Source organism: Streptomyces sp. NPDC102258 (genome assembly GCF_055584685.1).
On record NZ_JBVJLO010000004.1, the window covers coordinates 364029 to 390898 of the forward strand.

16 protein-coding genes are annotated in these 26870 nt (G+C 75.2%); 3 read left to right on the top strand and 13 right to left on the bottom strand.

The window, feature by feature from the left end:
- Positions 1-100: 100 nt before the first annotated feature.
- On the bottom strand, positions 101-2341 hold the full coding sequence (locus ACZ6ZT_RS09610) for an ATP-dependent DNA helicase UvrD2 (RefSeq protein WP_469717128.1): 2241 nt from the start codon (positions 2339-2341) through the stop codon (positions 101-103).
- A 159-nt stretch (positions 2342-2500) separates the two neighbouring features.
- Here ACZ6ZT_RS09610 and ACZ6ZT_RS09615 point away from each other — a divergent pair, with 159 nt between their 5' ends.
- On the top strand, positions 2501-2761 hold the full coding sequence (locus tag ACZ6ZT_RS09615; RefSeq protein WP_469717130.1) for a glutaredoxin domain-containing protein: 261 nt from the start codon (positions 2501-2503) through the stop codon (positions 2759-2761).
- 91 nt (positions 2762-2852) lie between these two features.
- Here the strand turns inward: ACZ6ZT_RS09615 and nudC are convergent, their stop codons facing one another.
- From nudC to ACZ6ZT_RS09640, 5 genes are all read right to left on the bottom strand, one after another.
- Positions 2853-3806 (bottom strand): NAD(+) diphosphatase, encoded by a 954-nt coding sequence (gene nudC / locus ACZ6ZT_RS09620; protein WP_469717132.1) that lies wholly within the window; start codon positions 3804-3806, stop codon positions 2853-2855.
- A gap of 116 nt (positions 3807-3922) precedes the next feature.
- The gene (locus tag ACZ6ZT_RS09625) at positions 3923-5329 is read right to left on the bottom strand and encodes a dipeptidase (RefSeq protein WP_469717134.1); all 1407 of its coding nucleotides are present in this window, start codon (positions 5327-5329) and stop codon (positions 3923-3925) included.
- Between the two features lie 10 nt (positions 5330-5339).
- Entirely contained in the window at positions 5340-9407 is a 4068-nt protein-coding gene (locus ACZ6ZT_RS09630; protein WP_469717135.1) for a UvrD-helicase domain-containing protein, read from the bottom strand.
- A 91-nt stretch (positions 9408-9498) separates the two neighbouring features.
- Entirely contained in the window at positions 9499-12963 is a 3465-nt protein-coding gene (locus ACZ6ZT_RS09635; RefSeq protein WP_469717137.1) for an ATP-dependent helicase, read from the bottom strand.
- Positions 12964-13209: 246 nt separating this feature from the next.
- Complete coding sequence (locus ACZ6ZT_RS09640) at positions 13210-13557, bottom strand: MGMT family protein (RefSeq protein ID WP_469717139.1); 348 nt, start codon at positions 13555-13557, stop codon at positions 13210-13212.
- A 167-nt stretch (positions 13558-13724) separates the two neighbouring features.
- On the opposite strand from ACZ6ZT_RS09640, the gene ACZ6ZT_RS09645 reads away from it, so the two are divergent.
- Together ACZ6ZT_RS09645 and ACZ6ZT_RS09650 are read left to right on the top strand one after the other, a co-directional pair.
- Positions 13725-16625, top strand: coding sequence for a lysylphosphatidylglycerol synthase transmembrane domain-containing protein (locus ACZ6ZT_RS09645; protein WP_469717141.1), 2901 nt, complete (start codon positions 13725-13727; stop codon positions 16623-16625).
- 138 nt (positions 16626-16763) lie between these two features.
- Positions 16764-18362 carry an alpha/beta hydrolase gene (locus ACZ6ZT_RS09650; RefSeq protein WP_469717143.1) on the top strand — a complete coding sequence of 533 codons (1599 nt, stop codon included), beginning with the start codon at positions 16764-16766 and terminating at the stop codon, positions 18360-18362.
- Positions 18363-18450: 88 nt separating this feature from the next.
- Here ACZ6ZT_RS09650 and moeZ read toward each other — a convergent pair whose 3' ends face one another.
- From moeZ to ACZ6ZT_RS09685, 7 genes are all read right to left on the bottom strand, one after another.
- Positions 18451-19629 carry an adenylyltransferase/sulfurtransferase MoeZ gene (gene moeZ / locus ACZ6ZT_RS09655; RefSeq protein ID WP_469717144.1) on the bottom strand — a complete coding sequence of 393 codons (1179 nt, stop codon included), beginning with the start codon at positions 19627-19629 and terminating at the stop codon, positions 18451-18453.
- Positions 19630-19692: 63 nt separating this feature from the next.
- On the bottom strand, positions 19693-20448 hold the full coding sequence (locus tag ACZ6ZT_RS09660) for a spherulation-specific family 4 protein (RefSeq protein ID WP_469717146.1): 756 nt from the start codon (positions 20446-20448) through the stop codon (positions 19693-19695).
- Entirely contained in the window at positions 20436-21509 is a 1074-nt protein-coding gene (locus ACZ6ZT_RS09665) for an NAD-dependent epimerase/dehydratase family protein (RefSeq protein ID WP_469717148.1), read from the bottom strand. The genes ACZ6ZT_RS09660 and ACZ6ZT_RS09665 overlap by 13 nt, the downstream gene beginning before the upstream one ends.
- An 81-nt stretch (positions 21510-21590) precedes the next feature.
- A complete protein-coding gene (locus tag ACZ6ZT_RS09670) occupies positions 21591-22484 on the bottom strand; it encodes a hypothetical protein (protein ID WP_469717150.1) in 894 nt (297 codons plus the stop codon).
- Positions 22481-24088: a DUF3492 domain-containing protein gene (locus ACZ6ZT_RS09675; protein WP_469717319.1), complete on the bottom strand. Its 1608-nt coding sequence runs from the start codon at positions 24086-24088 to the stop codon at positions 22481-22483. Before ACZ6ZT_RS09675 ends, ACZ6ZT_RS09670 begins: the two co-directional genes overlap by 4 nt.
- 218 nt (positions 24089-24306) lie before the next feature.
- Positions 24307-25812 (bottom strand): DUF3152 domain-containing protein, encoded by a 1506-nt coding sequence (locus tag ACZ6ZT_RS09680; protein ID WP_469717152.1) that lies wholly within the window; start codon positions 25810-25812, stop codon positions 24307-24309.
- A 5-nt stretch (positions 25813-25817) separates the two neighbouring features.
- Positions 25818-26798, bottom strand: a complete 981-nt coding sequence (locus ACZ6ZT_RS09685; protein WP_469717153.1) for an alpha/beta fold hydrolase — start codon at positions 26796-26798, stop codon at positions 25818-25820.
- Positions 26799-26870 lie beyond the last annotated feature (72 nt).

Here is a 26870-nt window from a genome sequence, read left to right on the forward strand (position 1 = left end):
GTACAGCACGAATCCAGGGCTTCGGAGAAGCCACCGTTTCCGTTGCTAAGAACCTATGGGGCTTCGCCGGGCATGTGCAAACTATTTTTCCGACGAGTTTCTACGCGTCGTCAGGATCCGCACCGCCGGGCTCCTGGCCTGCGCAGATGGCCAGCACATCGGCCCCGTACCGCTCAAGCTTGCGACCGCCCACGCCGGAGATCATCGAGAGCTCTCCCGCCTCGGAGGGCGAGGCCTCCGCGATGGCCATGAGGGTCTTGTCGGTGAAGACGCAGTACGCGGGCAGTCCCTGGGCCTTGGACTGGCCGGCACGCCAGTCGCGCAGCCGTTCGTAGAGCCCTTCGTCCATGTCGGACGGACACTCCTCGCAGCGCGTCAGTTTGATGTCGCCGGCCTCCGTCAGGGTCTTGCCGCAGACCCGGCACAGCACCGGGCCGCGGCGGCCGCGCTTGCGGGCGCCCTCGGCCGGGGCGCCGGTCCGGCTCGCGGGGACCGCGGAGCCCGGCCGTAGGCCGTTCAGGAACCGGCTGGGGCGGCGGGAGGCCCGGCCGCCCGGCGCCCGGGAGAGCGCCCAGGAGAGCGTCAGGTGCACCCGCGCCCGGGTGACGCCGACGTACAGCAGCCGGCGCTCCTCCTCCACCTGCTCGTCGGTCTTGGCGTAGGTGATCGGCATCATGCCGTCGGTGAGGCCGACCAGGAACACGGCGTCCCACTCCAGGCCCTTCGCGGCGTGCAGCGAGGCGAGGGTGACGCCCTGGACGGTCGGCGCGTGCTGGACGGCCTTGCGTTCGTCCAGCTCGACGGTGAGATCGGCCAGGGTGGCGCCGGGGCGGGCGCGGGCGAAGTCCTCGGCCAGCCGGACCAGCGCGGCCAGGGATTCCCACTGGTCGCGTACGGCGCCGGAGCCGGCGGGCGGCTCGGCGGTCCAGCCGGTGGAGCTGAGCACGGCCCGGACCTGGGAGCCCAGCTCCACGACGTCTTCGAGCAGCGGATCGTTGCTGCCGCCGGAGCGGGCGGCTCCGCGCAGGGCGAGGACGGCCTTCTGGACCTCGGCCCGCTCGAAGAACCGCTCGGCCCCGCGCAGCTGGTACGGGACCCCGGCGTCGGCCAGGGCCTGCTCGTACACCTCGGACTGGGCGTTGATCCGGTAGAGGACGGCGATCTCCCCGGCCGGGACGCCGGCCGCGATCAGGTCCCGGACCCGGCCGGCGACGCCCTCGGCCTCGGTGGGCTCGTCGGAGTACTCGGCGTACACGGGGGCGGGGCCGGGCTCGCGCTGGGAGACCAGCTCCAGGCGGTGTTCGGCGGCCCGCCCCTTGGCCTGGCCCAGCAGGCCGTTGGCCAGGTGTACCACCTGGGGGGTGGAGCGGTAGTCGCGGACCAGCTTGACCACGGTGGCCTGCGGGTAGCGGTTGCGGAAGTTCAGCAGGTGGTCGGGGGTGGCGCCGGTGAAGGAGTAGATGGTCTGGCTGGCGTCGCCGACGACGCAGAGGCTGTCGCGCTCGCCGAGCCACAGGTCCAGCAGGCGCTGCTGGAGCGGGCTGACGTCCTGGTACTCGTCCACCACGAAGTGCTGGTACTGGGAGCGGATCTGTTCGGCGATGTCGTGGCGGTCCTGGAGGATGCCGACGGTGAGCAGCAGCACGTCCTCGAAGTCGATCATGCCGCGGTCGCGCTTGAGCTGTTCGTACGTGCCGTAGATCTGGGCGGTCTCGGCCAGGTCGCGGGGGGCCTCGCGGCCCGCCTTGAGGGCGGCGGCCGGGTAGTCGGCGGGCACGGTCTGGGTGACCTTGGCCCACTCGATCTCGCCGGTGACGTCGCGCAGCTCGTTCCGGTCGAGGCGGATGCGGCAGCGGGCCCCGGCCTCGGCCACGAACTGGATCTTGCGTTCCAGGAGCCGGGGCACCTCGCCGCCGACGGCTCTGGGCCAGAAGTACTGGAGCTGGCGCAGGGCGGCGGAGTGGAAGGTGCGGGCCTGGACGCCGCCCGCGCCGAGGGTGCGCAGGCGCCCGCGCATCTCGCCGGCGGCGCGGTTGGTGAAGGTGACGGCCAGCACGCTGGCCGGCATGAGCCGGCCGGAACGCACCCCGTAGGCGATGCGGTGGGTGATCGCGCGGGTCTTGCCGGTACCGGCGCCCGCCAGCACGCACACCGGGCCGCGCAGGGTCGTGGCGACCTCGCGCTGCTCCGGGTCCAGGCCGAGGAGCACCGCGTCGGCGTCGGCCGCGTCGCTGCCGGTGGCGGCCGGGAAGTCTGAGAAGTGCGTTGCTGCTGTCACCCCGCCATGCTGCCAGGTCCCGAGCGCCGGGCGGGAAAACTGTCCACAGGTGAGGCCGTTCATCACACCGGACGACCCCGTCCGGCGCCCAGTGGATCAGTCGGATCCGTCACACCGCCCGCCCGGGGCGGCCGGGCCGGGAATGGCGCGGAGACGGTGCGCGTTCGAGTACTCGGGTCGGCCGCAGGCTCCGATCCACCGAGACCTCACAGAGGAGCGAGCATGCAGGACACGGGCACCGTCACGATGTACAGCACGACCTGGTGCGGCTACTGCCGTCGGCTGAAGTCGCAGATGGACCGGGAGGGCATCGCGTACAACGAGGTCAACATCGAGCTCGACCCGGCGTCCGCGAAGTTCGTCGAGGAGGCCAACGGTGGCAACCAGACCGTGCCGACCGTCCTCGTGAAGTCCTCCGCCGGTGTCGAGTCCGTCATGACGAACCCGAGCCTCGCCCAGGTCAAGCAGGCGCTCGCCGTCTGACCGGCGCGCCGCCCACCGGCCCCCAGAGCGGCCCCCGCCACGGCGGGGGCCTTCTGCGTGTCCGGGGCGGGGCCACGCCCCCAGCGTCCCGTCAGACCGCCGCGGCCGGCTTGGGCAGGGGCTGGCCGTACCAGAGCTCGACCAGGCGGGCGGCGATGGAGACGCCCGACGGCGGGAGGACCTCGCCGGTCTCGATGGCGGCGCGCAGGTCCTCGCGGGAGAACCAGCGGGCCTCCTGGATCTCCTCGCCGTCGACCGTGATCTCCGAGGTCACGGCCCGGGCGGTGAAGCCCAGCATCAGGCTGTACGGGAACGGCCACGGCTGGCTGGCCACGTACGCGACCGTGCCGACCTTGACGCCCGCCTCCTCCCACACCTCGCGTATCACCGACTGCTCGATGGACTCGCCGGGCTCCACGAACCCGGCCAGCGTCGAGAAGCGGCCCTCCGGCCAGTGCACCTGGCGGCCCAGCAGCGCTCGGTCCTGCTCGTCCGTGACCAGCATGATCACGGCCGGGTCGGTGCGCGGGTAGTGCTCGGCGCCGCAGCCCGGGCAGCGGCGGATGTGGCCGGCGGCCGCGACGACGGTGCGCTCGCCGCAGCGGGAGCAGAAGCGGTGCATGCGCTGCCAGTTCTCCAGCGCCACCGCGTGCACCATCAGCCCGGCGTCGCGCGGGGACAGCAGCAGCCCGGCCTCGCGCAGGCCGGCCGGGCGGGCCGACTGGTCGATGCGGCCCGGCAGCGAGTCCTTCTGCAGCGCGAAGTACCGTACGCCGTCCTCGTCGGTTCCCAGGAAGTAGCGGTGGGTCTCGGTGAGCGGCGCCTCGAAGGCGGGCGTCATGACGATGGCGGACCCGCCGTCGGGGGTGTCGTCGATCAGAACCTGGCCGCCGGAGACCACGAAGACGCGGGTCGTCGGGTGGCTCCAGGCCGCGGCGAGCCAGGCCTCGTCGAGGCGGTGGTGCGCGGCGCGGTCGATGTCGCTGGGCGCGGCGAGCGAGATCGGGCGCTCGGGCTCGGTATGGGTGCTCACAGGTACTTCCAACTCCCCCGGTGGGTGGGACGAGGCAGGCGGCGCTGCGCTGCTCTGCTCTGTTCTGCTCAGGTGGCGGTACGGCGGGTGTGGCTGGTGCGGCGCGTGCGGCTGGTGTGGCGCGTGCGTCAGGCGGTGGGCTTCCAGTGCTCGGCGAGGTCGCCCCACAGGTAGGCGGCGGTCTCCACGCCCTTGAGGAGGAGGTCCAGCTCGACCTTCTCGTTGGGCGAGTGCCAGCCGTCGGAGGGGACCGAGATCCCGAGGAAGAGGACCGGCGCGCCCAGCACGTCCTGGAGGTCCGCCGCCGGGCCCGAGCCGCCCTCGCGGGTGAAGCGGACCCGCTGCCCGAAGGCCCGGCCCATGGCGCGGACGACCGACTGCAGGGCCGGGTGGTCCAGCGGGGTCAGGCAGGGCCGGGTGGGGGCGCCGAAGGTGATGGAGTGGCGGATCCCGGCGGGCACGCGGGCCGCGACCCAGTCCCGTACGGCCGCCTCGACCTCGTACGGGTCCTGCCCCGACACCAGGCGGAACGACAGCTTCAGGTGCGCGGAGGCGGGCACGATGGTCTTGCCGCCGGGGCCCTGGTAGCCGCCGCCGATGCCGTTGACCTCGGCGGTCGGGCGGGCCCAGACCCGCTCCAGGGTGGAGTACCCGGACTCGCCCGCCGCCGCGTGGGACTTCGCGGTGCGCAGCCACTCGGCTTCGTCGAAGGGCAGCTCGGCGATGAGCGCGCGTTCGGCGTCGGTCAGCTCGGTGATGCCGTCGTAGAAGCCGGGGATCGTGACCCGGCCGTCCTCGTCGTGCAGGGCGGCGACGAGGCGGGCGACGGCGGTGGCCGGGTTGGGCACGGCGCCGCCGAAGGCACCGGAGTGGATGTCCTGGTCGGGGCCGTGGAAGTCGATCTCGCAGTCGGCGACGCCGCGCATGCCGGTACAGACGGTGGGGGTGGTCTCGGACCACATGCCGGTGTCGGAGACGATCACGACATCGGCGGCGAGCCGCGCGGCCCGCTCCTCGACGAGGGCGCGGAAGTGCGGGGAGCCGGACTCCTCCTCGCCCTCGATGAGGAGCTTGAGGTGCACGGCGGGGGCGGCGGCGCCGGTCGCGGCGAGGTGGGCGCGCACGCCGAGGGTGTGGAAGAGGACCTGGCCCTTGTCGTCGGCCGCGCCGCGCCCGTACATGCGGCCGTCGCGGACGACCGGCTCGAAGGGCTCGGTGTGCCAGCCGTCGGCGAGGGCGGCGGGCTGGACGTCGTGGTGACCGTAGACGAGGACGGTCGGGGCCGCCGGGTCCTCGGCGGGCCACTCCGCGAAGACGGCGGGGGCGCCGGGCGTCGGCCAGACCTCGGTGACCGGGAAGCCGGTCTCCTTGAGCTTCGCGGAGAGCCATTCCGCGCTGCGGCGCACGTCGTCGGCGTGCTCGGGCTGGGCCGAGACGGACGGGATGCGCAGCCACTCGGCGAGGTCGCCGAGGAAGGCCTCGCGGTGGGCGTCGATGTACGTGCGGACGGCGCTGTCCGGCAGGGTGTCGCTCATGGCCACGAGCCTAGCCGTCCACCTGAGGGTCACCGTCCGTGTCCGGTTCGCCTTGGAGGATCCGCTCAAGGCGGGCCCGACCGGGGAGGTCGCGCGGGCGGATCACGCGGCCGCTGCGGACGTGCAGGAACGCGGCGGCGACCCGGTCGAGGGGCGTGCCGGTGGCTTCCGCCCAGGCCAGGCGGTACACGGCGAGCTGAAGGGGGTCGGCCTGGGTGGTGCGGCCGGTCTTCCAGTCGACGACCTCGTACGAGCCGTCGGGGTCGCGGTAGACGGCGTCGATCCGGCCGCGGATGACCCGGCCGGCCAGGGTCAGCTGGACCGGCGCCTCCATCCGGTACGGGGTCCGCTCGGCGTACTCGCTGCGCTCGAAGGCCGCCTTGAGGGCGTCGAGGTCGGCCTCGTCGGCGACTTCCTGGTCGGAGCCGGGGAGGTCGGTGGCGGGGTCGAGGAGGCCGTCGAGGAGGGGCAGCGGCAGTTCGTCGAAGCGGGACTCGACCCAGGCGTGGAAGCGGGTGCCCTGGCGGGCGGCGGGCTGCGGGGGCTTGGGCATGGGGCGGGCGAGGTCGCGTACGAAGCCCTGCTCGTCGGCGGCGAGGCGCATGAGCTGGCTCGCGGACAGGGCGGAGGGCAGCTCGACCTCGCGGACGGCTGCGCGGGCGCGGCGGAGCTCGCCCTCCAGGGCGTCGAGGTCCCGGTCCCAGGACGCGACGGCCCGCGCCTCCTCGGCCGTGAGCCCGTCCCCTGCGGGACGCCGCCGGGGCCCGGGCACCGAGACCGGCCCACCGGGGTACGCGTGCCCCGCGCGGGGTCGGGCGGTGTACGGGGCTTCCCCCTGGGGATCGGCGCCGTACGCGGCCCCCCCTTGGGGGTCATTGCCGTACGCGGCCTCGCCCCGGGCGTCGGCGCCGTACGCGGCCTCCCCCTCGCGGGGAGCGTCGGCGCGTGCGGTCTCCCCGTCGCGGGGGTGCCCGGCGGGGTACGCGGTTTCGCCCGCCCAGAGCTCGTCCGTCTGCGCGGGGTCGTCGGCCCAGGGGCCGTCCGGCTCCCCCGCCCACGGCTCGTCGGCGCCGGCCGGGGGGTGGATGTCCCCCGCCCCGCCCCTTCCCGAAACCGGGGCGCTGCCCCGGACCCCGTCCCGGGCAGCGCCCGCCGCCCCGGCACCCGCCCCCGGCGGCACCGCCGAAGGGGCGTCGGCCCCGGACGGCTCCGCCCAGGGGACGTCAGCGCCGGACACCTCCGTCCAGCCGTCGTCGGCGCCGGATGGCTCCGCCCAGGAGCCATCGGCTCTAGACGGCCCCGACCAGAGGTCGTCGGCACCCGACGGCCCCGCCCACGGGTCGTCTGCGCCCGGCGGCACCGCCGAAGGGTCATCAGCCGCAGACGGACCTGACCAGAGGTCATCCGCGCCGGGCGGCCCCGCCGAAGGGTCATCAGCCCCGGAGGGCTCCGCCCAGGGGGCGTCAGCGCCGGGTGGCTCCGGCCAAGCGTCCTCCGGCCACAAGGGGTCGGCCTCGGGTGTGGGGTCCTCGCGGTGGGGGTCCGGGGTGGGGGTGGTCAGGTGGGATTCGACCAGGGTGGCGGCTCGGCGGCGGAGGGTCAGGGACGTGGGGTCCAGGGGGAGGGGCCAGGTCTCGGCGGGGGACGCCTCCGTGTCCAGGGCCGGGTTCTGCGCGTCCTCGGGGGGTTCCTGGGCCCAGGCGTCGATCTCGCCGAAGCCCGCCTCGCAGTGGGCGCGGAGGGACTCCAGGAACGCCGACGGGCCCCGGCGGCGCTTCTGCGTCGGGCCCCACCAGTGGCCGGAGGCCAGCAGCAGGGAGCGGGGGCGGGTGAAGGTCACGTACCCGAGGCGGAGTTCCTCGGTCTGCTTGTGCGTCCTGAGGGCGGTCTTGAAGGACTTGAGGCCCGCCGAGGTCCACTCCGGGTCCGCCGGCAGGGTGGGGGCGTCGCCGCGCAGGGCGTACGGGAGGACCTTCGCGTACGAGGTCCAGGCCTCGGGGGCCTTCTCCTTCGGGAAGGAGCCCGCGCACAGTTCGGGGACGACGACCACGTCCCACTCCAGCCCCTTGGACTTGTGGGCGGTGAGCACCTTCACGGTGTTCTCCCCGCCCGGCAGCGCGTGGTCGAGCCCCTTCTCGTACTGCGCGGCCGTACGCAGGAAGCCCAGGAACGCCAGCAGCGTCGCCTCGCCGTCCAGCGCCGCGAAGCCGGCCGCCACGTCCAGGAAGTGCGACAGGGTCTCCCGGCGCCGGGCCGCCAGCGCGTGCGGGGACGCGGACAGCTCCACCTCCAGGCCGGTGGCGGCCAGCACCCGGTGCAGTACGTCCATCAGCGGATCGGCGAGCGCACGCCGCAGGTCCCGCAGCTCCTGCGCCAGGTGCGCGAAGCGGACCCGGGCGTCGGCGGAGAAGGGGAGCTCGTCGGGGGCCTGCCCGGCGCCGTCCAGGAAGGTCTCCAGCGCGTCGGCCAGGGAGACCACCTCCGCCGGGTCCACCCCCTCGACCGCCGCCGCGAGCCGCCCGTCGGGCCCGCCGTCGGAGGCGGCGCGGGCCACCAGCTGCCGGGCCCGGCGCCCGAGCAGCGCGAGGTCCCGGGCGCCGATGCGCCAGCGCGGCCCGATGAGCAGCCGGACGAGGGCGGCGTTGGCCCCGGGGTCCTGGAGCACCTCGCAGACGGAGACCAGGTCGGCGACCTCGGGCAGGTGCAGCAGCCCGGACAGGCCGACGACCTCCACCGGCACCTCCCGCGCCACCAGCACCGCCTGGATCCGCGCGAAGTCCGCCGCGGAACGGCACAGCACCGCGATCTCGCCCGGCTCCTTGCCCGTGCGCACCAGGTGGGCGATGGAGTCGCCGAGCCACTCCAGCTCCTCCTCGTGCGTCTCCAGCAGCGCGCACCGCACCACCCCGTCCCGCTCGGCGCCCGGCGCGGGCCGCAGCGCCTCGACCCCCTCGTGCATCGCGCGCAGCGGGGCGGCCAGGCCGTTGGCCAGGTCGAGCAGGCGGCCGCCGCTGCGCCGGTTCTCGCTGAGGGACAGGCGGGTGGCGGGGCTGCCGTCGGCGTGCGGGAAGTGCTCGGGGAAGTCGTCCAGGTTGGCGACGGACGCGCCGCGCCAGCCGTAGATGGCCTGGCAGGGGTCGCCGACGGCGGTCACGGCGTGGCCGGTGCCGCCGCCGAAGAGGCCGGACAGGAGCAGCCGCTGGGCGACGGAGGTGTCCTGGTACTCGTCGAGCAGGACGACGCGGAACTCCTCGCGCAGCAGCGCGCCGACCTCGGGGCGGGTGGTGGCGAGCCGTGCGGAGAGGGCGATCTGGTCGCCGAAGTCGAAGAGGTCCCGGGCCCGCTTGGCCGCGCGGTAGCGGCCGACGAGTTCCAGCAGCTCCAGGCGGCCGCGTACGGCCTCGGGCACCTTGCGCAGGTCGTCGTTGGTGAGCTTCACGCCGACCAGGGAGTCCAGCAGCCCGGTGTCGTACGCGCGCAGCGCGTCGGGCTCCACGAGGTGCTCGGAGAGTTCCCCGTCGAGCGCGAGGAGGTCGCTGACCAGGTCGGGGACGGATTTGGTGAGGGAGGGGTAGGGGCCGGGGGCCTCGCGGATCACCTTCGCGGCGAGCTGGAAGCGGGTGGCGTCGGCGAGCAGGCGGGCGCTCGGTTCCAGGCCGATGCGCAGGCCGTGGTCCTTGAGGAGCTGTCCGGCGAAGGCGTGGTACGTGGAGATGCGCGGCTCCCCGCCGGCCGCGGGCCCGGCTCCGGCCGGGGAGGGGTCCGGGTCGGTGACGCCGGCCCGGGCGAGAGCCTTGCGGACGCGCTCGGCGAGCTCGCCGGCGGCCTTGTTGGTGAAGGTGAGCCCGAGAACCTGTTCGGGGGCGACCGCGCCGGTGCCGACGAGCCAGACCACGCGGGCGGCCATGACGGTGGTCTTGCCGGAGCCGGCGCCCGCGACGATCACCTGGGGGGCGGGCGGGGCGGTGACGCAGGCCAGCTGTTCGGGCGTGAAGGGGATCCCGAGGAGCTCCTTGAGCTGCTCGGGATCGGTGAGGACGGGGGTGCGCCCGGCCTCGTACGCGGTCACGGCGGTCACCCCGAAAGGCTAGCCGCCGGCACCGACATCCCGGTCCGACGGCTGGTCGGGCGTCCGGTCCGGCGTCCCGGCCGGAACACTCGGCACAGGCTCATTCGACGGTCTGGCGGCCCTCGGGGCGGGCGCTGCACGCGCTGCGGAAGGAGCAGCGCTTGCAGTGTTCGCCGGTGGCGGGGGTGAAGCGTTCGTCCAGGACCCGGCCGGCGGCGGTGGCCAGCAGATCGCCGACCCACGCGCCGGACGGCCCGGCGTCGAGCGGCTGCTGCGCCTGGACCTTGGGGACCTCGTCGCCGCCGTCCTTCTTCGCGGCGCCCTGGCGGAGCTGGACGAGCTCGGCGCCGCCCGGCTCGGGCCGCAGGCCGTCGAAGACCTCGTCGACGGCGCCCTCGCGGACGGCGAGCTGGTAGACGGCGAGCTGGGGGTGGCGGGCGACCTCGTCCTTGGTGGGGGCGCCCTTGCCGGTCTTGAAGTCCACGACGTACGCGCGGCCCTGCGGGTCGGCCTCGACCCGGTCCATGGAGCCCCGAATGCGGACGGCGTACTCCCCCGCGTCGAGGGTGACGTCGAAGTCGTGCTCGGTGGCGACGGAGGTGCGGCCGCCGCGGTCGGTGGTGTGCCAGCGCAGGAAGCGTTCCAGGGCGGCGCGGGCGTTGTCCTTCTCCTGGCGGGACTTCCAGGGGGCGTCGAAGGCGAGGGCGTCCCAGACCGAGTCGAGGCGTTCCATGAGGACGGCGAGGTCGGCGGGGGTGCGGCCGGAGGCGACCTCGTCGGCGAGGACGTGGACGACGTTGCCGAAGCCCTGGGCGGCGGTGGAGGGGGCGTCGGCCTTGACCTCGCGGCCGAGGAACCACTGGAGGGAGCAGGTGTTGGCGAGCTGCTCCAGGGCGCTGCCGGAGAGGGCGACGGGCCGGTCGCGGTCGCGCAGGGGCACGGTGGAGGCGGTGGGCTCGTACAGGCCCCACCAGCGCTGCGGGTGTGCGGCGGGGACCAGGGGGCGGTCCTCGTCGTCGGTGAGCGCGGCGAGGCGGGCCAGGCGCCGGGCGGCGGCATCGCGCATCGCCTCGGAGGCCCCGGGGTCGACGGTGGTGGCGCGGAGTTCCGCGACGAGCGCGGGGACGGCGAGGGGGCGGCGGGGGCGGCCGGTGACGTCCTTGACCGGTACGCCGAGTTCGGTGAGGAAGCGGGAGGGCTGGTCGCCGTCCTCGGCGGGGGCCTTGACGGCGGTGACGACGAGGCGGTGGCGGGCGCGGGTTGCGGCGACGTAGAAGAGGCGGCGTTCCTCGGCGAGGAGCGCGCCGGGGGTGAGGGGTTCGGCGAGGCCGTCGCGTCCGATGCGGTCGGCTTCGAGGAGGGAGCCGCGGCGTCGGAGGTCGGGCCACAGGCCCTCCTGGACCCCGGCGACCACGACGAGGCCCCACTCCAGGCCCTTGGAACGGTGGGCGGTCATGAGACGGACGGCGTCGGTGCGGACGGCGCGGGTGGTGAGGGTGTCGGCGGCGATGTCCTCGGCGTCGAGCTGTTCGAGGAAGTTGAGGGCGCCGCGGCCGCCGGTACGTTCCTCCGCGCGGGCGGCGGTGTCGAAGAGGGCGCAGACCGCGTCGAGGTCGCGGTCGGCGTTGCGGCCGGCGGCGCCGCCCCGGCGGGCGCGGCGTTCCAGGCGCTGCGGCCAGGGGGTGCCGTCCCAGAGGGTCCAGAGGGCCTCTTCGGCGGTGCCGCCGCCCTGGAGGAGCTCGCGCGCCTTGCGCAGCAGCAGGCCGAGGCGTTGCGCTCCGCGGGCGTACGCGGGGTCGTGGGCGGTGAGCCGTTCGGGCTCGGCGAGGGCGCGGGCCAGCAGGACGTCGGAGGGCGCGGGGACGGTGACCCCGGCGGCCCGCTCCTCGTCGCGCAGGGCCCGGCCGAGGCGGCGCAGATCGGCGGAGTCCATCCCGCCGAGCGGCGACCCGAGCAACTCGATGGCCGCCTCGACCCCAACCCACCCCTCGCCTCCGGCGGCCCCCGCGTAGGCGTCGGACCCGGCACCCGCGTCGGCGGCCGGCACCCCGCCCTCGGCGGGGCCCGCGTCGGCGGCGGATGCGGCACCCGGGTCGGCGGTCGGCGACGCGCTCGGGGCGGCGGGGTCCGGGCTCAGGCCGAGGGGCGTCCCGCCCGCTGCGGCGGGGTCCGCGTCGGCGGCGCGGGCCGGGTCCGGGGCCAGGGCCCCGGTGGTGGTCGGGGTGGTGGCCATCGCCGTGACCCGGAGGGCCGTGAGGAGGGGGGCCACGGCCGGTTCGTGGCGCAGCGGGGTCGCGGAGGCGTCGGTTTCCGCCGGGACGCCCGCCGCGATCAGGGCGCGCCGCATCGCCGGGAGGGTGCGCCCGCCGGCGCGAACCAGGACGGCCATGTCCCGCCAGGGCACGCCGTCCTCCAGGTGGGCCCGGCGCAGGATGTCGGCGATGTTGTCGAGCTCGGCACCGGCCGTCGGGTACGTGTACACCTCCACCCGGCCCCCCTCCCGTACCGGCTCCAGCGCCCGGTGCGCCCGTACGGCCGCCGACGGCAGCCGCGGCACCGGCATGCGGGTGGTCAGCAGCCGGGTGGCGGCCAGCAGGGCGGCGCCCGAGCGGCGGCCGACCGTCAGGGCGCGGACGCGCGCGCCCGGGAAGGCCGACTCGAAGTCGAGGACGTTGTTGATGTCGGCGCCCCGGAAGGCGTAGATCGACTGGTCCGGGTCGCCGAAGGCCACCAGCGTCCCGCCCGGGCCGTTCAGCGCGCGCAGCAGCCGCAGCTGGGAGGCGTCGGTGTCCTGGTACTCGTCGACGTAGATCACGTCGTACGCGGAGGCGAGCGCCGGGGTGCGCTCCGCCAGCAGCACCGCGCGGTGCAGGAGTTCCGCGTAGTCCAGCGCGCCCTGGAGGTCCAGGACGTCGAGGTACTCGGAGAGGAAGGCGGCGGCCGCCTTCCAGTCGGGGCGGCCGATGCGGTCGGCGAAGTCGGACAGGGCCCGCGGGCCCAGGCCCAGCTCGCGGGCGCGGGCCAGCACGGCCCGGACCTCGTCGGCGAACCCGCGGGTGGTCAGCGCGGCCCGCAGGTCGTCGGGCCAGCGGATGGTGCCGAGCCGGCGCTGCCCCTCCAGCAGAGTGCGGACGGTCACGTCCTGTTCGGGGCCGGAGAGCAGCCGCAGCGGGTCCGCGAACAGTTCGTGGTCCTGGTGGGCCCGCACCAGGCCGTAGCAGAAGGAGTGGAAGGTGGTGGCCTGCGGGGCGCGGGCGCCGCCGAGCCGCAGGGCCGCCCGGTCGCGCAGCTCCACCGCGGCCTTGCGGCCGAAGGTGAGGATCAGGACGCGCGCCGGATCGGTGCCCGCCTCGACCCGGGCGGCGGCCGCCTCGACCAGCGTGGTCGTCTTGCCGGTGCCCGGCCCGGCCAGCACCAGCAACGGCCCGCGGGTGTGGTCAACCACCGCGCGCTGCGCTGCGTCCAGGACAGGGGGAGCCACCTGCTCCGGCCCGGTACGCACCAGCCGGTACGCGTCAGGGGTCCGCGTACGCCGCTCGGAGCGGCCGGAGGAAGAGGTGATCACGTGGGGTGCCGGTCCTGGTGGGTCTGCGGCCACCGCGGTGGCCGCGGTCGCCGCGCGTGCGGTGACGGAGTCGCCGGCGGCAGCGGCCGCCATGGCCGCCGCGTACGCCGAAGAGGCAACGCTACGCCAACCGCGCCGGCCGCCGCAGTCCGTCCCGGGGGGCGGGAACGTCGCCTCCGGGGCCCCGGAGGTCGTCCCCCGTACGGGCCTTCGACCCTCCGTCCGCGTCCCGCATGGCGGAAGCTGTCAGGTGTGAGCCTCGTCGCCTCCGTCCCCCTCGTCACGTCCGTCCCAGCGCGCCCGCCGCATCGCCAGCCGGGGCTCGCCGGAGGGGGTCTCGCGCAGCGGCGTGCCCTCGGTCCGGTAGTGCTCCAGGGCCCGCCGCTCGCTCCCGGGCAGGGGCACGCCGTCCGCCCGCACCACCCGCCACCAGGGCACGGCTGCTCCGTACAGGGCCATGACACGGCCGACTTGGCGGGGTCCGCCCTCGCCGAGCCACTCCGCGACGTCCCCGTAGGTCATCACCCGGCCGGGCGGAATCCGCTCGGCCACCTCCAGCACCCGCTCCGCGTACGCGGGCAGCTCTTCGCTCATTCGGGACATGGTGCCGGACGCCGGGGAGGGCGCGGCGGAAGTCTCGCTTCCGCACCGGCGCGCACCCTGCTGCCCCGCTGGGCCGCCGGTCCGTGCCACCATCTTCCGGGCGGTGACTGGTGATACGTGATCAAGAAGAGACGGATGTGACGGCGAAGGAGCAGGGTGTGAGCCCTCCGGACGGTGCGTCGAGGGACGACCGCGCGCGCCCCGACGAGGGCGCGCCCGCGGACCCCGACGCGCGGGCGGACGGCGACGCGCACCCCGCGACACCCGCGAACGACCCCGCGGACCCGGCGGGCACACCGCCCGCCGACGGGCACGCGGACCCCACGGGCACACCCCCCGCCCACGACCCCGCGGCCACGCCCCCCGCCCACGAGCCCGCAGAGCCCACCGGCACGCCCCCCGCGACCCGCGGCGCGCACCCCGACGACTGCGACCCGCACCCCGACGACCCGCCCGGCCACACCCCGACCGCGGCCGACCGCGTCGAGGTCGACGAGCCGCTGCTCGCCGCCCGCGTGCACCGGCCCTCGGACCTCGTACGGCTCCTCGTCGGCGTCCTCGGCATCGCCGTCGTCCTCGGCATCGCCGCCTTCGCCCACGGGACCACCGCGGGCCTGGAGGAGGACATCACCAAGGGCACCGGCCAGGCGCCCGACCTGCTGATCAAGGTCGCCGGCCTGGTGTCCTCGATCGCGGTGCTGCTGGTGCCCGTCGCCTTCGCCATCGAGCGGCTGATCAAGCGCGACGGCCTGCGCATCGCCGACGGCGTCCTCGCCGCCGTGCTCGCGCACGGCGTCACCCTCGCCACCGACCTGTGGGTCTCCCAGGCCGCGCCCGGCACCATCCAGGAGGCCCTGACCCGCGCGACCGACACCGCGGGCGGTTCCACCGACCCGGTGCACGGCTACCTCGCGCCCGTGATCGCGTACATGACCGCCGTCGGGATGACGCGGCGGCCGCGCTGGCGGGTGGCGCTGTGGGTGGTCCTGCTGCTGGACGCCTTCGCGATGCTGGTCAGCGGGTACACCACCCCCTTCTCGATCATCCTGACCGTGCTGATCGGCTGGAGCGTCGCGTACGGGACCCTGTACGCGGTCGGCTCCCCCAACGTCCGGCCCACCGGGCAGAACCTCCTCGCGGGCCTGCGCCGCGTCGGTTTCCAGCCGGTCAGCGCGATGCGCGCGGAGGCCTCCGAGGCGGACGGCGCCGAGGCCGGCGACCGCGGCCGGCGCTACCACGTCACGCTGGAGGACGGGCCGCCGCTGGACGTCACCGTCGTGGACCGCGAGCAGCAGGCCCAGGGCTTCTTCTACCGGGTCTGGCGGCGGCTGACCCTGCGCGGGATCACCACCCGGCGCAGCCTCCAGTCGCTGCGCCAGGCACTGGAGCAGGAGGCCCTGCTGGCGTACGCGGCCATCGCGGCCGGGGCCAACGCGCCGAAGCTGATCGCCACCTCCGAGCTCGGCCCGGACGCCGTGATGCTCGTGTACGAGCACCTGGGCGGCCGCAACCTCGACGCCCTGCCCGACGAGGAGATCACCGACGACCTGATCCGCAACGCGTGGGAGCAGGTACGGGCCCTCCAGTCGCGCCGGATCGCGCACCGCCGCCTCACGGGGGACGCGCTGGTGGTGGATCGTTCCGGCAATGTCGTCCTCACCGACCTGCGGGGCGGCGAGATCGCGGCGGGCGACCTGGTGCTGCGCATGGACATCGCGCAGTTGCTGACCACGCTCGGCCTGCGGGTCGGCGCGGAGCGGTCGGTGGCCTCGGCGGTCTCGGTGCTCGGCCCGGACGCGGTGGCGGACTGCCTGCCGCTGCTCCAGCCCATCGCGCTGAGCCGCTCGACCCGGGCGACCCTGCGCAGGCTGGCCCGGGAGCGGGCCGACCGGCAGCGGGAAGCCGTACTGGAGTCCTCGCGGGCGGCGAAGGCGGCCCGCGAGGCGGCCGCCGCGGCCGGGGCGGAGGCCGCCGCCGCGCCCGCCGCCAGTCCCGCCGCCGACCGCAAGGCCGAGAAGCGGGCGCTGGACGACGCGCTGGAGGACGCCCGCGAGGAGGACCTGCTCAGCCAGATCCGCCGGCAGGTGCTGCTGATCCGTCCGCAGGCGCCGGTGGAGCCGGCCCGGCTGGAGCGGATCCGGCCGCGCACGCTGGTGTCGTTCATCGCGGGCGCCTTCGGTGCGTACTTCCTGCTCACGCAGCTGGCCCACGTGGACTTCGCGACCATCGTCGGCGAGGCCCGGTGGGGCTGGGTCGGGGCGGCGCTCGCCTTCTCGGCGCTGAGCTACCTCGCGGCGGCGATGAGCCTGCTGGGCTTCGTACCGGAGCGGGTGTCGTTCGCGCGGACGGTGGTCGCCCAGGTCGCGGGGTCCTTCGTGAAGCTGGTCGCCCCGGCGGCGGTCGGCGGTGTCGCGCTGAACACCCGGTTCCTCCAGCGGGCGGGGATCCGGCCGGGGCTGGCCGTGGCCAGCGTCGGCGCCTCGCAGCTGTTCGGGCTGGCCAGCCACGTCCTGCTGCTGCTGTCGTTCGGCTACCTGACCGGCACCGAGAAGACCCCGGAGATGACCCCGTCCCGGACGGTCATCGCCGGGCTGCTGACGGTGGCGGTGCTGGTGCTGGTGGTGACGGCGGTGCCGTTCCTGCGCAAGTTCGTCGCGACCCGCGTACGGGCACTGTTCGCCGGGGTCGTGCCGCGCATGCTGGACGTGCTCCAGCGGCCGCAGAAGCTGATGACGGGCATCGGCGGCATGCTGCTGCTGACCGGCTGCTTCGTGATGTGCCTGGACGCCTCGATCCGCGCCTTCGGGGGCGGGCAGGCCATCAGCTACGCGAGCATCGCCGTGGTCTTCCTGGCCGGCAACGCCCTGGGCTCGGCGGCGCCGACCCCCGGCGGCATCGGCGCGGTGGAGACCACGCTGACGCTGGGCCTGATCGCGGCGGGCCTGGAGAAGGAGGTCGCGATCTCGGCGGTCCTGCTCTTCCGCCTGATGACCTTCTGGCTGCCGGTCCTGCCGGGCTGGCTTTCGTTCAACTTCCTGACCCGCAAGGAGGCGATCTAGCTCCGGCCCTTCAGGGCCGGAGCCGGAACGCCGGGGACCCGAAGGCGCAGACCGGAAGCGGCGCCCCCGGCGGGCCGTCCGTCCCCCGGACGGGTCAGCGCGCGGGCGGGGCGGCGGCAGGCGGCAGAGGATGAGGGCATGCCCAGAATCGTCCTGCGGACCGCCGCCGCCGCCACCCTCGCCGCCGCGCTGCTCACCACCAGCGCCTGTTCCGACGGCGGCGGGACCCAGAAGAAACCGCGGGCCGGCGGCACCAAGGACGCCAAGCCCCTGAAGTGGGGCGAGTGCTCCGCCCCGACGGCCGCCGAGGGCGGCGGGCAGACGCCCGGCAAGTCCTGGCAGTGCGCCACCCTCGACGTCCCCCTCGACTACGCGGACCCCGGGGGCGAGCAGATCCCCCTCGCGCTGATCCGCGCGAAGGCCCGCGACCAGAAGCACCGCCTCGGCTCGCTCGTCTTCAACTTCGGCGGCCCCGGCGGCTCCGGCATCACCACCCTCCCCGGCGCCGCCCAGGAGTACGCGGCCCTGCGCGGCCGGTACGACCTGGTGAGCTTCGACCCGCGCGGCGTCGGCCGCAGCGCGCCGGTGCGCTGCGAGGACGACAAGCAGCTGGACGCGTACTACGCCCAGGACAACACTCCCGCCACCCCGGCGCAGGAGAAGGCCTTCGTCGACGGGATCAGGAAGTACCAGCGGGCCTGCTCGGCGAACTCCGGCAAGCTCCTGCCCCACGTGGGCACCGAGAACGCCGCCCGCGACATGGACCGCATCCGCCAGGCCCTCGGCGACGAGAAGCTGAACTACTTCGGGATCTCCTACGGAACGGAACTGGGCGGGGTCTACGCCCACCTGTTCCCCAAGAACGTCGGCCGGGCCGTCTTCGACGCCGTCGTGGATCCCACCGCCGACGCCGAACAGGGCGCGCTCGGCCAGGCGAAGGGCTTCCAGCTGGCCCTCGGCAACTTCGCCCGGGACTGCGTGGACCGGGGCGACGAGTGCCGCCTGCCGGGCAGCACGGCCCAGGAGATCGAGGCGGACGTCATCAGCCTGCAGAAGCGGCTGGCGGCCAAGCCCATCCCGGGCATCGGCGACCGCGAGCTCACCGAGTCCGCCGCCACCAACGGCATCGCGCAGGCCCTGTACTCCAAGGAGCTGTGGCCGCTGCTGGAGCAGGGGCTGGACGAGGCCGACGGCGGTCAGGGCCAGTTGCTGATGGCCCTGTCGGACGCCCTCAACGGCCGGGACCAGCAGGGCCGCTACAGCAACATCGGCGCCGCCAACACCGCCATCAACTGCGCCGATTCCAAGGACCGGTACACCCTGGCGCAGACCAAGGCGAAGCTGCCGGAGTTCCGGGCCGCCTCGCCCGTCTTCGGGGACTTCCTCGGCTGGGCCATGATGAGCTGCACCGACTGGCCGGTGCCGGGCGCCTGGAGCACCCCGGACGTCTCCGCCCCCGGCTCCGCGCCGATCGTGGTGATCGGCAACACCGGCGACCCGGCGACCCCGTACGAGGGCGCGCGCAAGATGGTGGAGCGACTCGGCAAGGGCGTGGGCGTGGAGCTCACGTACAAGGGCGAGGGGCACGGCGCGTACAACAGCGGCGACAAGTGCGTACAGGCGGCGGTGAACTCCTACCTGCTGGACGGACACGTCCCGTCCGCCGGCACCGTCTGCACCCCGTCCCCCACCGCCACCCCGACGGCCGAAATCCCCTCCGCCCCGACGCGCGCCTAGGCCGCAAGGGCCGCGGGCGCGCCGAAGGGGCCGTGCCCGGTGTGGGTGCGGCCCCTTCGGGGTGCTGCCGTGCGGCAGGCGGTCGGGACTAGTAGACCGGCTTCTCGGGCTCGATCTGGTGGACCCAGCCGATGACGCCGCCGCCGACGTGCACCGCGTCGGAGAAGCCGGCGGACTTCAGGACCGCGAGGACTTCCGCACTGCGGACACCCGTCTTGCAATGCAAGACGATCCGCTTGTCCTGCGGCAGGTCCTGGAGGGCGGTGCCCATCAGGAACTCGCCCTTGGGGATCAGCTTCGCGCCGGGGATCGAGACGATCTCGTACTCGTTCTTCTCACGGACGTCGATGATCTCGATGGGCTCGTCGGCGTCGATCCACTCCTTGAGCTGCTTGGGAGTGATCGTGGAGCCGGCCGCCGCCTCCTGGGCCTCCTCCGACACGACGCCGCAGAAGGCCTCGTAGTCGATGAGCTCGGTGACGGTCGGGTTCGGGCCGCAGACCGCGCAGTCGGGGTCCTTGCGGACCTTCACCTGGCGGTACTGCATCTCCAGGGCGTCGTAGATCATCAGCCGGCCGACCAGCGGCTCGCCGACGCCCGTGAGGACCTTGATGGCCTCGGTGACCTGGATGGAGCCGATGGACGCGCAGAGGACGCCGAGGACGCCGCCCTCGGCGCAGCTCGGGACCATGCCCGGCGGCGGGGGCTCCGGGTAGAGGCAGCGGTAGCACGGGCCGTGCTCGGACCAGAAGACGGAGGCCTGGCCGTCGAAGCGGTAGATCGAGCCCCATACGTACGGCTTGTTCAGCAGCACGCAGGCGTCGTTGACCAGGTAGCGGGTGGCGAAGTTGTCCGTGCCGTCGACGATGAGGTCGTACTGGTTGAAGATCTCCATTACGTTCTCGGCTTCGAGCCGCTCTTCGTGCAGGACCACGTTGACGTACGGGTTGATGCCCAGCACGCTGTCGCGGGCCGACTCGGCCTTGGAACGGCCGATGTCCGCCTGGCTGTGGATGATCTGGCGCTGCAGGTTCGACTCGTCGACCTCGTCGAACTCCACGATGCCCAGCGTGCCCACACCGGCCGCGGCCAGGTACATGAGGGCGGGGGAGCCGAGGCCGCCCGCGCCCACGGCCAGCACCTTGGCGTTCTTCAGGCGCTTCTGGCCGTCCATCCCGACATCCGGGATGATCAGGTGGCGGGAGTACCGACGGACCTCGTCAACGGTGAGCTCAGCAGCTGGCTCTACCAGGGGTGGCAGCGACACGGGGACTCCGTAGATGGGAATGTCTGAACGGTGGTGCTTCCCGTAACACTGCCACGCCCTTCTTCATTCCGAGACACCTGGTCCGACACGCGAGACGATTTCGTCCCAGTACCCGGGCATCGAGGCCCAGGGGTCGCGGTCCCCGGCGGCCCGCCGGTCGGTGAACCAGACGGTTCCGGCACCCTGCCAGCGGGCGATCCGCAGGGCTTCTTCCAGGTGGCCGCGCGGCACCCCGTGGACGAGGTGGCAGAACCGCTCGGGCGGGTGGTCGGCCGTCCACTCGGCCACCTGCGACCAGCGGTAGTCGGCCCAGGGGCCGCAGAAGGTGACCAGTTGGTCGGCGGCCTCGGTGTAGCCCTCGCAGGGGTGCGTGCCGTGTCCGAGGACGATCCGCAGGTCCGAGCCGAGCCCGCGCAGGGCGTCGGTGACCCGGCGGACCCCGGCCAGGCCGTCCCGGCCGGCGGGGACGTCGGCGAGGTAGAAGCCGCCGACCCCGTACCAGTCGCGGAAGCGGTGCGCGTCGGAGACCAGCTCCGCGAAGGACCGGCTCCCGTCCCGCATCGCGAGATGACCGAGGATCACCCCGCCCGCCTGCCGGAGCCGGGCCGTGGTCTCGGTGCAGTGCGGGTCGGGCCGGCCGCCCGGCCCGTCGGCGACGTTCAGCACGGCCCAGTGCAGCGGGGTCCCGGGGCGGGTCAGCTCGGCCCACTCGACGGGGGCGAGCAGCGGGTGCGCGTAGCCGGGGATGCCGAGGCCGAGGCGGCCCGCCCCGGTCCCGGCCGTCGCCGTGGCCCCCGGCGGGGTGGTCAGATGCGGCACGCCGCCTCCATCCAGATGTCGGCCAGGGACTCCTCCAGGTTGATCCGGGGCCGCCAGCCGAGCCGGTCGCGGGCGGTGCGCACGTCGGCCTGCTGCCAGGCGCCGCAGCCGTCGGGGTAGGGGAACGGCTGGGGGGCCGCGGCGGCGATCTGTTCGGCGGTGGCCTCCGAGCGGGGCGCGCCGATGGCGGCCAGGCCCTGCGGCCGGCCGGGGTGGCCGTGACCCGCCCCGCCGTGGCCGCCCCCGCCGAGGACCGCTCCCCCGTGGCCGCCCGCGCCGTGGCCGCCGTGCTGCGGTCCGCCGTGCGGGACGTCCAGCTCGTGCAGGGCGCCGCCGTACCCGGCGACCCGGGCCAGGACGGACGCCGCGTCGCGCAGCCGGACCGCGCGGCCGGTGCCGATGTTGACGACGCCCTGGGCGGCGGAAAGGGAAGCGGCGTGCACGGCCCGCGCCACGTCCCGTACGTCGACGAAGTCGCGCTGTACGCCGAGGCCGCTCAGCTTCAGCTCCCCGTCGCCGGACTGCATGGCGCGGCGCATGGCCTCGGCGAGCCGGCCCAGCGGGGAGCCGGCCGGGGTGCCGGGGCCGACGGGCGAGAACACCCGCAGTACGACGGCGTCCAGCCCGGAGCCGAGCACCAGCTCGGTCGCGGCCAGCTTGCTGACGCCGTACGGCCCGCCGGGTCTCGGCACGGCGTCCTCGGCCGTCGACGAGCCGGGCTGGCTGGGCCCGTACTCGGCGGAGCAGCCGAGCTGGACGAGCCGGGCCCCGCAGCCGCTGCGGCGCAGCGACTCGCAGATGGTGGCGACGGCGACGGTGTTGTGCCGGGTGAGTTCGCGGGCGCCACCGCGGGTGGCGCCCGCGCAGTTGATGACGACACCGGGGTGGACGGCGTCCAGGAACCGGGTGAGGGCGCCGGGGCTGCCGGTGGCGAGGTCGAAGCGGACGTCGGCGTCGTCGCCGCGGCCGAGCGCGGTGAGCTGGACGGCCGGGTCGGCGAGCAGCCGGTCGGCGACGTAGCGTCCGAGATAGCCGTTGGCTCCGATCAGCAGAACCCTCATCGCGCGGCCCCTCGGGTGGTTGGCTGGCCGGTCATCCTGTTTCTCCTTGACTGGGTGGGGTGGGCAGAGGGGGTACGGGGCTCAGGCCCGGGCGTGGGCGGAGGCCCGGGCCAGCGTGAGCACGGCGGGTACGAGGAGTCCCGCGGCGGCGACGCTCACCGCGGCCCCGGCCGGGACCAGGGCGAGCGCCAGGGCCAGGGCCACCGGTGCGCGGTGCGCCCCGTGCCGCAGCAGCAGCCGGACCAGGAACAGCAGCACCGCGAGCGGTACGGCCGTCGCCGGGGCGGCTCCGGCGAGCGCGGCGGCCCCCGCGGCGGCAGCGGTGAACAGCAGCAGGATCCCGGCGAGCAGCGGCCGCGCCCCGGCGGCGAAGTCCTCCAGGGCCCGGCTCCCGGCGAGCCGGCGCCGCGCCCGGGCCGCGTACAGCGCGGCGGCGAGGTGCCCGGGGGCCACCGCCAGCGCGAGGGCGACGCCGAGCGCCGGTCCGTGCCGGTGGACGGCCCAGCCGACGGCGGCCGCCGCGAGCAGGTGGGCGGCGTACGGCGGCCGCCCCCCGGCGCTGCGGCCGGGCCACACCAGCGCGGCGACGGTGACGAGCACCGCGAGGGGGCCCGCCCCCGGCATCCCGGCGGCGGCCGCCCCGCAGGCGAGGGCGCCCGGCAGCAGGGCGTACCCGAGGCCGCGCACCGCCCGCGGCCCGGCCGGCTCGGCGCGCCGCGCGGGGTCCGCGGGGGCCTCGCCGCGCGGGGTGCGGGCGTACAGCTCCTCGGCGAGGGAGAAGACGTCCCGGTGCCGGAAGCGCGCGGCGGTGCGGTCGCTGATGCCGTGCGCCTCCAGCCCGGCGGCGATCTCCAGCGGATCGACGGCCCGTTCGCAGAGCTCCCGGTGCCGGTGCAGCAAGGCCTTGACGGGGTCCGCGCCGCCCCTGCGCCGGCCGTCCCGCGCCGCCGCGCCCGCGAGGTCGGAGGTGGTCATACCGCGGCCTCCGTGCCCGCCGCCGGGGCGACGGGCGCCCAGGTCGGCGTGGTCCAGTGGCCCGGCACCCGCGCCTCGGCGGGGCGTTCGAAGGGGACCTCCCCGTCCGGCCGCGCGCAGCCGCGGGCCAGCAGCAGCAGGTAGCTGTCGCCGAAGGCCGTCACGTTCTGTTCGACGGTGAACAGCTCCAGCGCCCTGGCCCGGGCCGCCGCGCCCAGCCGCTGGGCCCGCTCGGGGTCCCGCAGGAGGGCGAGGCAGGCGTCGGCGAGCGCGCGCGGATTGCGCGGCGGGACGACGAGCCCGGTGCCGCCGATGACCTCGCAGACGGCCCCGACGTCCGTGGAGACGGTGGCGCGGCCGCAGAACATGGCCTCGGCGAGGGTGCGGGGGAAGCCCTCGATCACCGAGGAGAGCAGCACGATCCGCCCGGCCCCGTACGCGTCGGCCGGCGAGGGCGCCTCGGGTCCGCCGACCTCCTCGAAGGCGACGGGGTTCTCCCCCGCCGTCCGCGCGTCGGCGGCCTCGTCGGGGAAGAGCTGTGCGGCGAGCGAGCGGCAGCCGGCCAGGTAGCCGGGGTCGACGGCGGTCGCGAAGATCCGCAGCCGGGCCCCGGGCGCGGCCCGGCGGACCTCCGCGAAGGCGTGCAGCAGGCCGATCAGGTCCTTGGCGGGTTCTATCCGCCCGACCCAGACCAGCGTGTCGGGGTCCCCGCAGCCGGGATCCTCGCCGACGGCGGCGAATCGGTCCGCCTCCATCCCCGGGTACACGGTCCGCAGCCGCTCGCGCGGGGCCCCGCAGCGTTCCTGCCAGCGGCGGGCGTGCGCGTTGCCGGGGGTGAGCAGGTCGGCGCGGGCGTAGATCTCCCCGGCGAGCCGGACGTGAAAGGCGCCGAGGAGGGCCCGTACGGCGGGCCGGTCGTCCGCCCCGTGCTCCAGGTAGTGGGCGCGCAGCTGGACCCCGTACTCGGTGACCAGCAGCGGAACCCCGAAGAAGCGTTTGGCCAGGAGTCCGGGCAGGGCCGCGACCCCGCCGGCGGCCGCGTGGCAGACGTCGACGGCGCCGAGGCCGGGCCCGTCGTGCCGTTCCTCGTACCAGTCGAGGGACAGCGGCCGCAGCATCCGCTCCAGCGCGTCCACGAACTCCAGCAGGTCCGGCACCCGCGCCGCCGCCACGGCGCGGCCCGCGCCCGGGGCCCGGCAGCCCGCCTCGACCGCCCGTACGGCCGTCTCGGAGCGCAGGGCCGCGTACAGCCCGCCCTGCTCACGGGCGAGTTCGGCCAGGGCGTAGAGCCCGGTGGCGAAGGGCTCCGCCGCGTCCGCGCAGATCCCCCGGACCAGTTCCCCGAACCCGTCGGCGAAGCGCCGCCGTTCGCGCCGGGAGTACGTGCGCCCGTCGTCGGCCGGCGCCCACAGCGGGGCGGTCCGTACGCGGGTGACCTGCCGCGGGAGCGGGAGGTGTCCGCGCTCCTCCTGGCCGGCGCTGCGGCTCAGCGCGTACAGCTCGAACTCGTGCTGCGGCATACCGCGCACGAGCCGGTCGCACCAGAGCCCCGCCTCTCCCGCCGCATACGGATAACCGCCTTCCGTGAGCAGTCCGATCCGCACGAGTGGCACCCCCGATCTCCCGTCCAGGCGGTCGCCGTTCGGTCCGGTGACCCGCTGCGGGAGAACTCAAGCGGATGCGCCGGTGGCGCGACGGACGGTTGTCCGTCGCGCCACCGGAAGGGGTGAAGAGTCGTAACTTTCCCCTGCGGCCCGCGTTCGAGCGCGCTAAAAAGGGGCTCCTCGCGCCCGCGCGGCGGGTGCGAGACGCATTTCTCCGGTCAGCTGCCGGGAAATACCCAGGGATTGGGCAGGCAGTGAATGTTGTCGATGTCGAGGGATTTCGTCTGCTGCTGCATGATCGGGGCCAGTGCGCCGGGAGTCCGGCAGCTCACGTGCCCGTGGCCGAGCCGGTGGCCGACCTCGTGGTTGATGAGCATCTGCCGGTAGGCGAGCATCTGGTCCGGGCCGTAGGTCGGTGAACCCTGGGCCCACCGGTAGGCGTTGATCATCACGCGTTCGGTCGCGGCGGAGTCGCACGAGACGTTGTCGACCGTGGTGTCCAGGCCGGACTTCGCGCACCAGGCGCCGGTGGTGCCGGGGCTGGCCAGGGTGATCACGAAGTCGGCCTCGCCGCCCGGGACCCGTTCGAAGGTCATCGCACCGCCGTGGCCCCAGCTGCGCGGGTCGTTGAGGGTGCGCTGCACCGCCTCGGCGAACAGCTGCGGGTCCAGCCCGAGGCCCTGCTCGACGTCCACCCGGTAGCGCACCGTCCTGCCCTTGCCGGGGGCGGGGGCCACGCCGGGCACGGTGTCGAAGAGGCCGGAGCCGGTGAGCTTCGCGTCGATCGGCAGCTGCCGCGCCATCTGCTCCTCGTACGTGGCCGGTTGCGCGGGCGGGGAGGCGGGGGTGGGGCGGCCGTCGGAGCGGGAGACGGCGGACTGCCCGCTCAGGGAGCGGTCGGCGCCGTCCTCGCCGGCGGCCCGCGCGCTGCCGGCGCCGGGACCGTCCTCGGTGGCCACCTGGCCGGCCACGACGACGGCCAGCACGGTGGTGACGGCCGCCGCGGCCATCCCGGTGTACGTACGGAGCCGCGAGCCGCGCCCGGCGGGGGGCCGTTCGGCGGCGGCGGGTCCGGAAACGGGCTCGGCGAGCTCGACGGGCTTGCGCGGGCCGGGCACGCGGCGGTGGGAGCCGGTGGAGGTGAGGGGGTCCGCGGCGGGCCCGGCGGGCGGCACGGCCCGGGGGGTGCCGGCGGCGGGGGTGCCGGTGTCCCGGGCAGGTCCGGGGGCGGGGGCCTTGGGCGCCCCGCGCCAGTCCCCGTACACGCCGGCGGGCTCGGTGCCCGGCCCGGAACCCCAGGCTCCCCCGGCCTCACGCTGCTCGGGGTGCCCCCCGTCCCGCGCACCGGGCAGGGCCGAGGGGACGTACCCCCGGTGCCGGACGGTGGACTCGGGCCGGCGCGCCTCGGGCTGACGGGATTCGGGCCGGTGCGCCTCGGGCCGGTGCGGTTCGGCGGGCGCGGGCCGGGACTCGTGCGCCTCGGGCCGGTGCTGCCGGGAGAGGTAGGGCCGCGGCCCGGGCGCCTCGGGCCGCTGCGGCCGGGGCCGTTCGGCGGCAGCGGCGTACGGCCGGGACGCGTACGGCCCGGATGCGTACGGCTCGGGCTCATACCGGCCGGGGGTCCCGCGCGTCTCGTCCCCGTACGGCGGCGCCGGCGCCGCGGCCGTCGGCGGGCCGGGTTCCGGGCGGGCGGGGGCGGGGTCCTTGCGACTATGTCGTCCCACGGTCCTCAGCCCTTGCCGTCTTCGGTGTCCCGCTCGGTGTCGTGCAACAGCTCCCGGAAGGCGGCGGCCACCACCTCGGGGTACTCCATCATCGCCACGTGTCCCGCCTCGGGCAGGCACAGGAGCCGCGAGCCCCGGAAGGCCGCCGCGGCCTTGCGCGCCATACGGTACGCGACCAGTTGGTCCCGCCCACCGTAGACCAACAGCGTGGGCGCCAGCACCCGTTGCGCCTGACGCCACAGTCCGTGCTGCCCGCCGAGGGTGTACGCGTCGACGATCCCGCGCGAGGAACGGGTCATCGCCTCCCAGAAGTACGGCAGCGCCATCCGGCGCCCCATCTCCTCGACGGCCGCCCCGAAGCCCTCCTCCGTCACCCGTGAGGGGTCCCCGTAACAGAGCTGCGTCACCCCCCGGGTGCGCTGCTCGGCCGACAGGTTCCGGGTCAGGCGCACCAGCACGGCGGCCATGCCCGGCATCGCGAGCAGCGCCGTGGGCACGGCCGAGCGCTGTACGCGCAGCTCGGGCAGCGCGGGCGAGACCAGGGTCAGCGTGCGCACCAGGTCGGGCCGGACGGCGGCGATCCGGGTGGAGACGGCGCCGCCGAGGGAGTTGCCGAAGAGGTGGACGGGCCCGCGGCCGGCGGCGTCGAGGTGGCGGATGACCCCGCGGGCGAGCGCGCTGATGGTGTAGTCGCGGTCGGCGGGCGGGGGCGACCAGCCGAAGCCGGGCAGGTCCACGGCCTCGGGGTCGACGCTGTCGGCCAGCTGCTCCATGAGCGCCGACCAGTTCTGCGAGGACCCGCCGAGCCCGTGGACGAACAGCGCGGGCGGCAGACCCTCCCGCGCGGGTGGCCGGAAACGTACGTTCATCTCCAGGCCCGGCAGCGCGACGGTGCGCAGCTGCTCTCCTTCGGCCACCCGCGCGGATCCCACCTGGGAGATCGGCTCGACGGCGGACCGCACACCCGGCAGCTCGGTCGAAGACATGGCCCAATGTTACGAGAGGATCACGCTCACCCCCGGGTCTTCGCTTGTGTTGGCGGTCACAAGACCACCTGG

Excerpts from the sequence above, each read along its gene's own strand:
- ACZ6ZT_RS09610 (WP_469717128.1), bottom strand. The coding sequence starts at position 2,341 with ATGAACGGCCTCACCTGTGGACAGTTTTCCCGCCCGGCGCTCGGGACC.
- ACZ6ZT_RS09615 (WP_469717130.1), top strand. The coding sequence starts at position 2,501 with ATGCAGGACACGGGCACCGTCACGATGTACAGCACGACCTGGTGCGGC.
- ACZ6ZT_RS09625 (WP_469717134.1), bottom strand. The coding sequence starts at position 5,329 with ATGAGCGACACCCTGCCGGACAGCGCCGTCCGCACGTACATCGACGCC.
- ACZ6ZT_RS09640 (WP_469717139.1), bottom strand. The coding sequence starts at position 13,557 with ATGAGCGAAGAGCTGCCCGCGTACGCGGAGCGGGTGCTGGAGGTGGCC.
- ACZ6ZT_RS09650 (WP_469717143.1), top strand. The coding sequence starts at position 16,764 with ATGCCCAGAATCGTCCTGCGGACCGCCGCCGCCGCCACCCTCGCCGCC.
- ACZ6ZT_RS09665 (WP_469717148.1), bottom strand. The coding sequence starts at position 21,509 with ATGAGGGTTCTGCTGATCGGAGCCAACGGCTATCTCGGACGCTACGTC.
- ACZ6ZT_RS09670 (WP_469717150.1), bottom strand. The coding sequence starts at position 22,484 with ATGACCACCTCCGACCTCGCGGGCGCGGCGGCGCGGGACGGCCGGCGC.
- ACZ6ZT_RS09685 (WP_469717153.1), bottom strand. The coding sequence starts at position 26,798 with ATGTCTTCGACCGAGCTGCCGGGTGTGCGGTCCGCCGTCGAGCCGATC.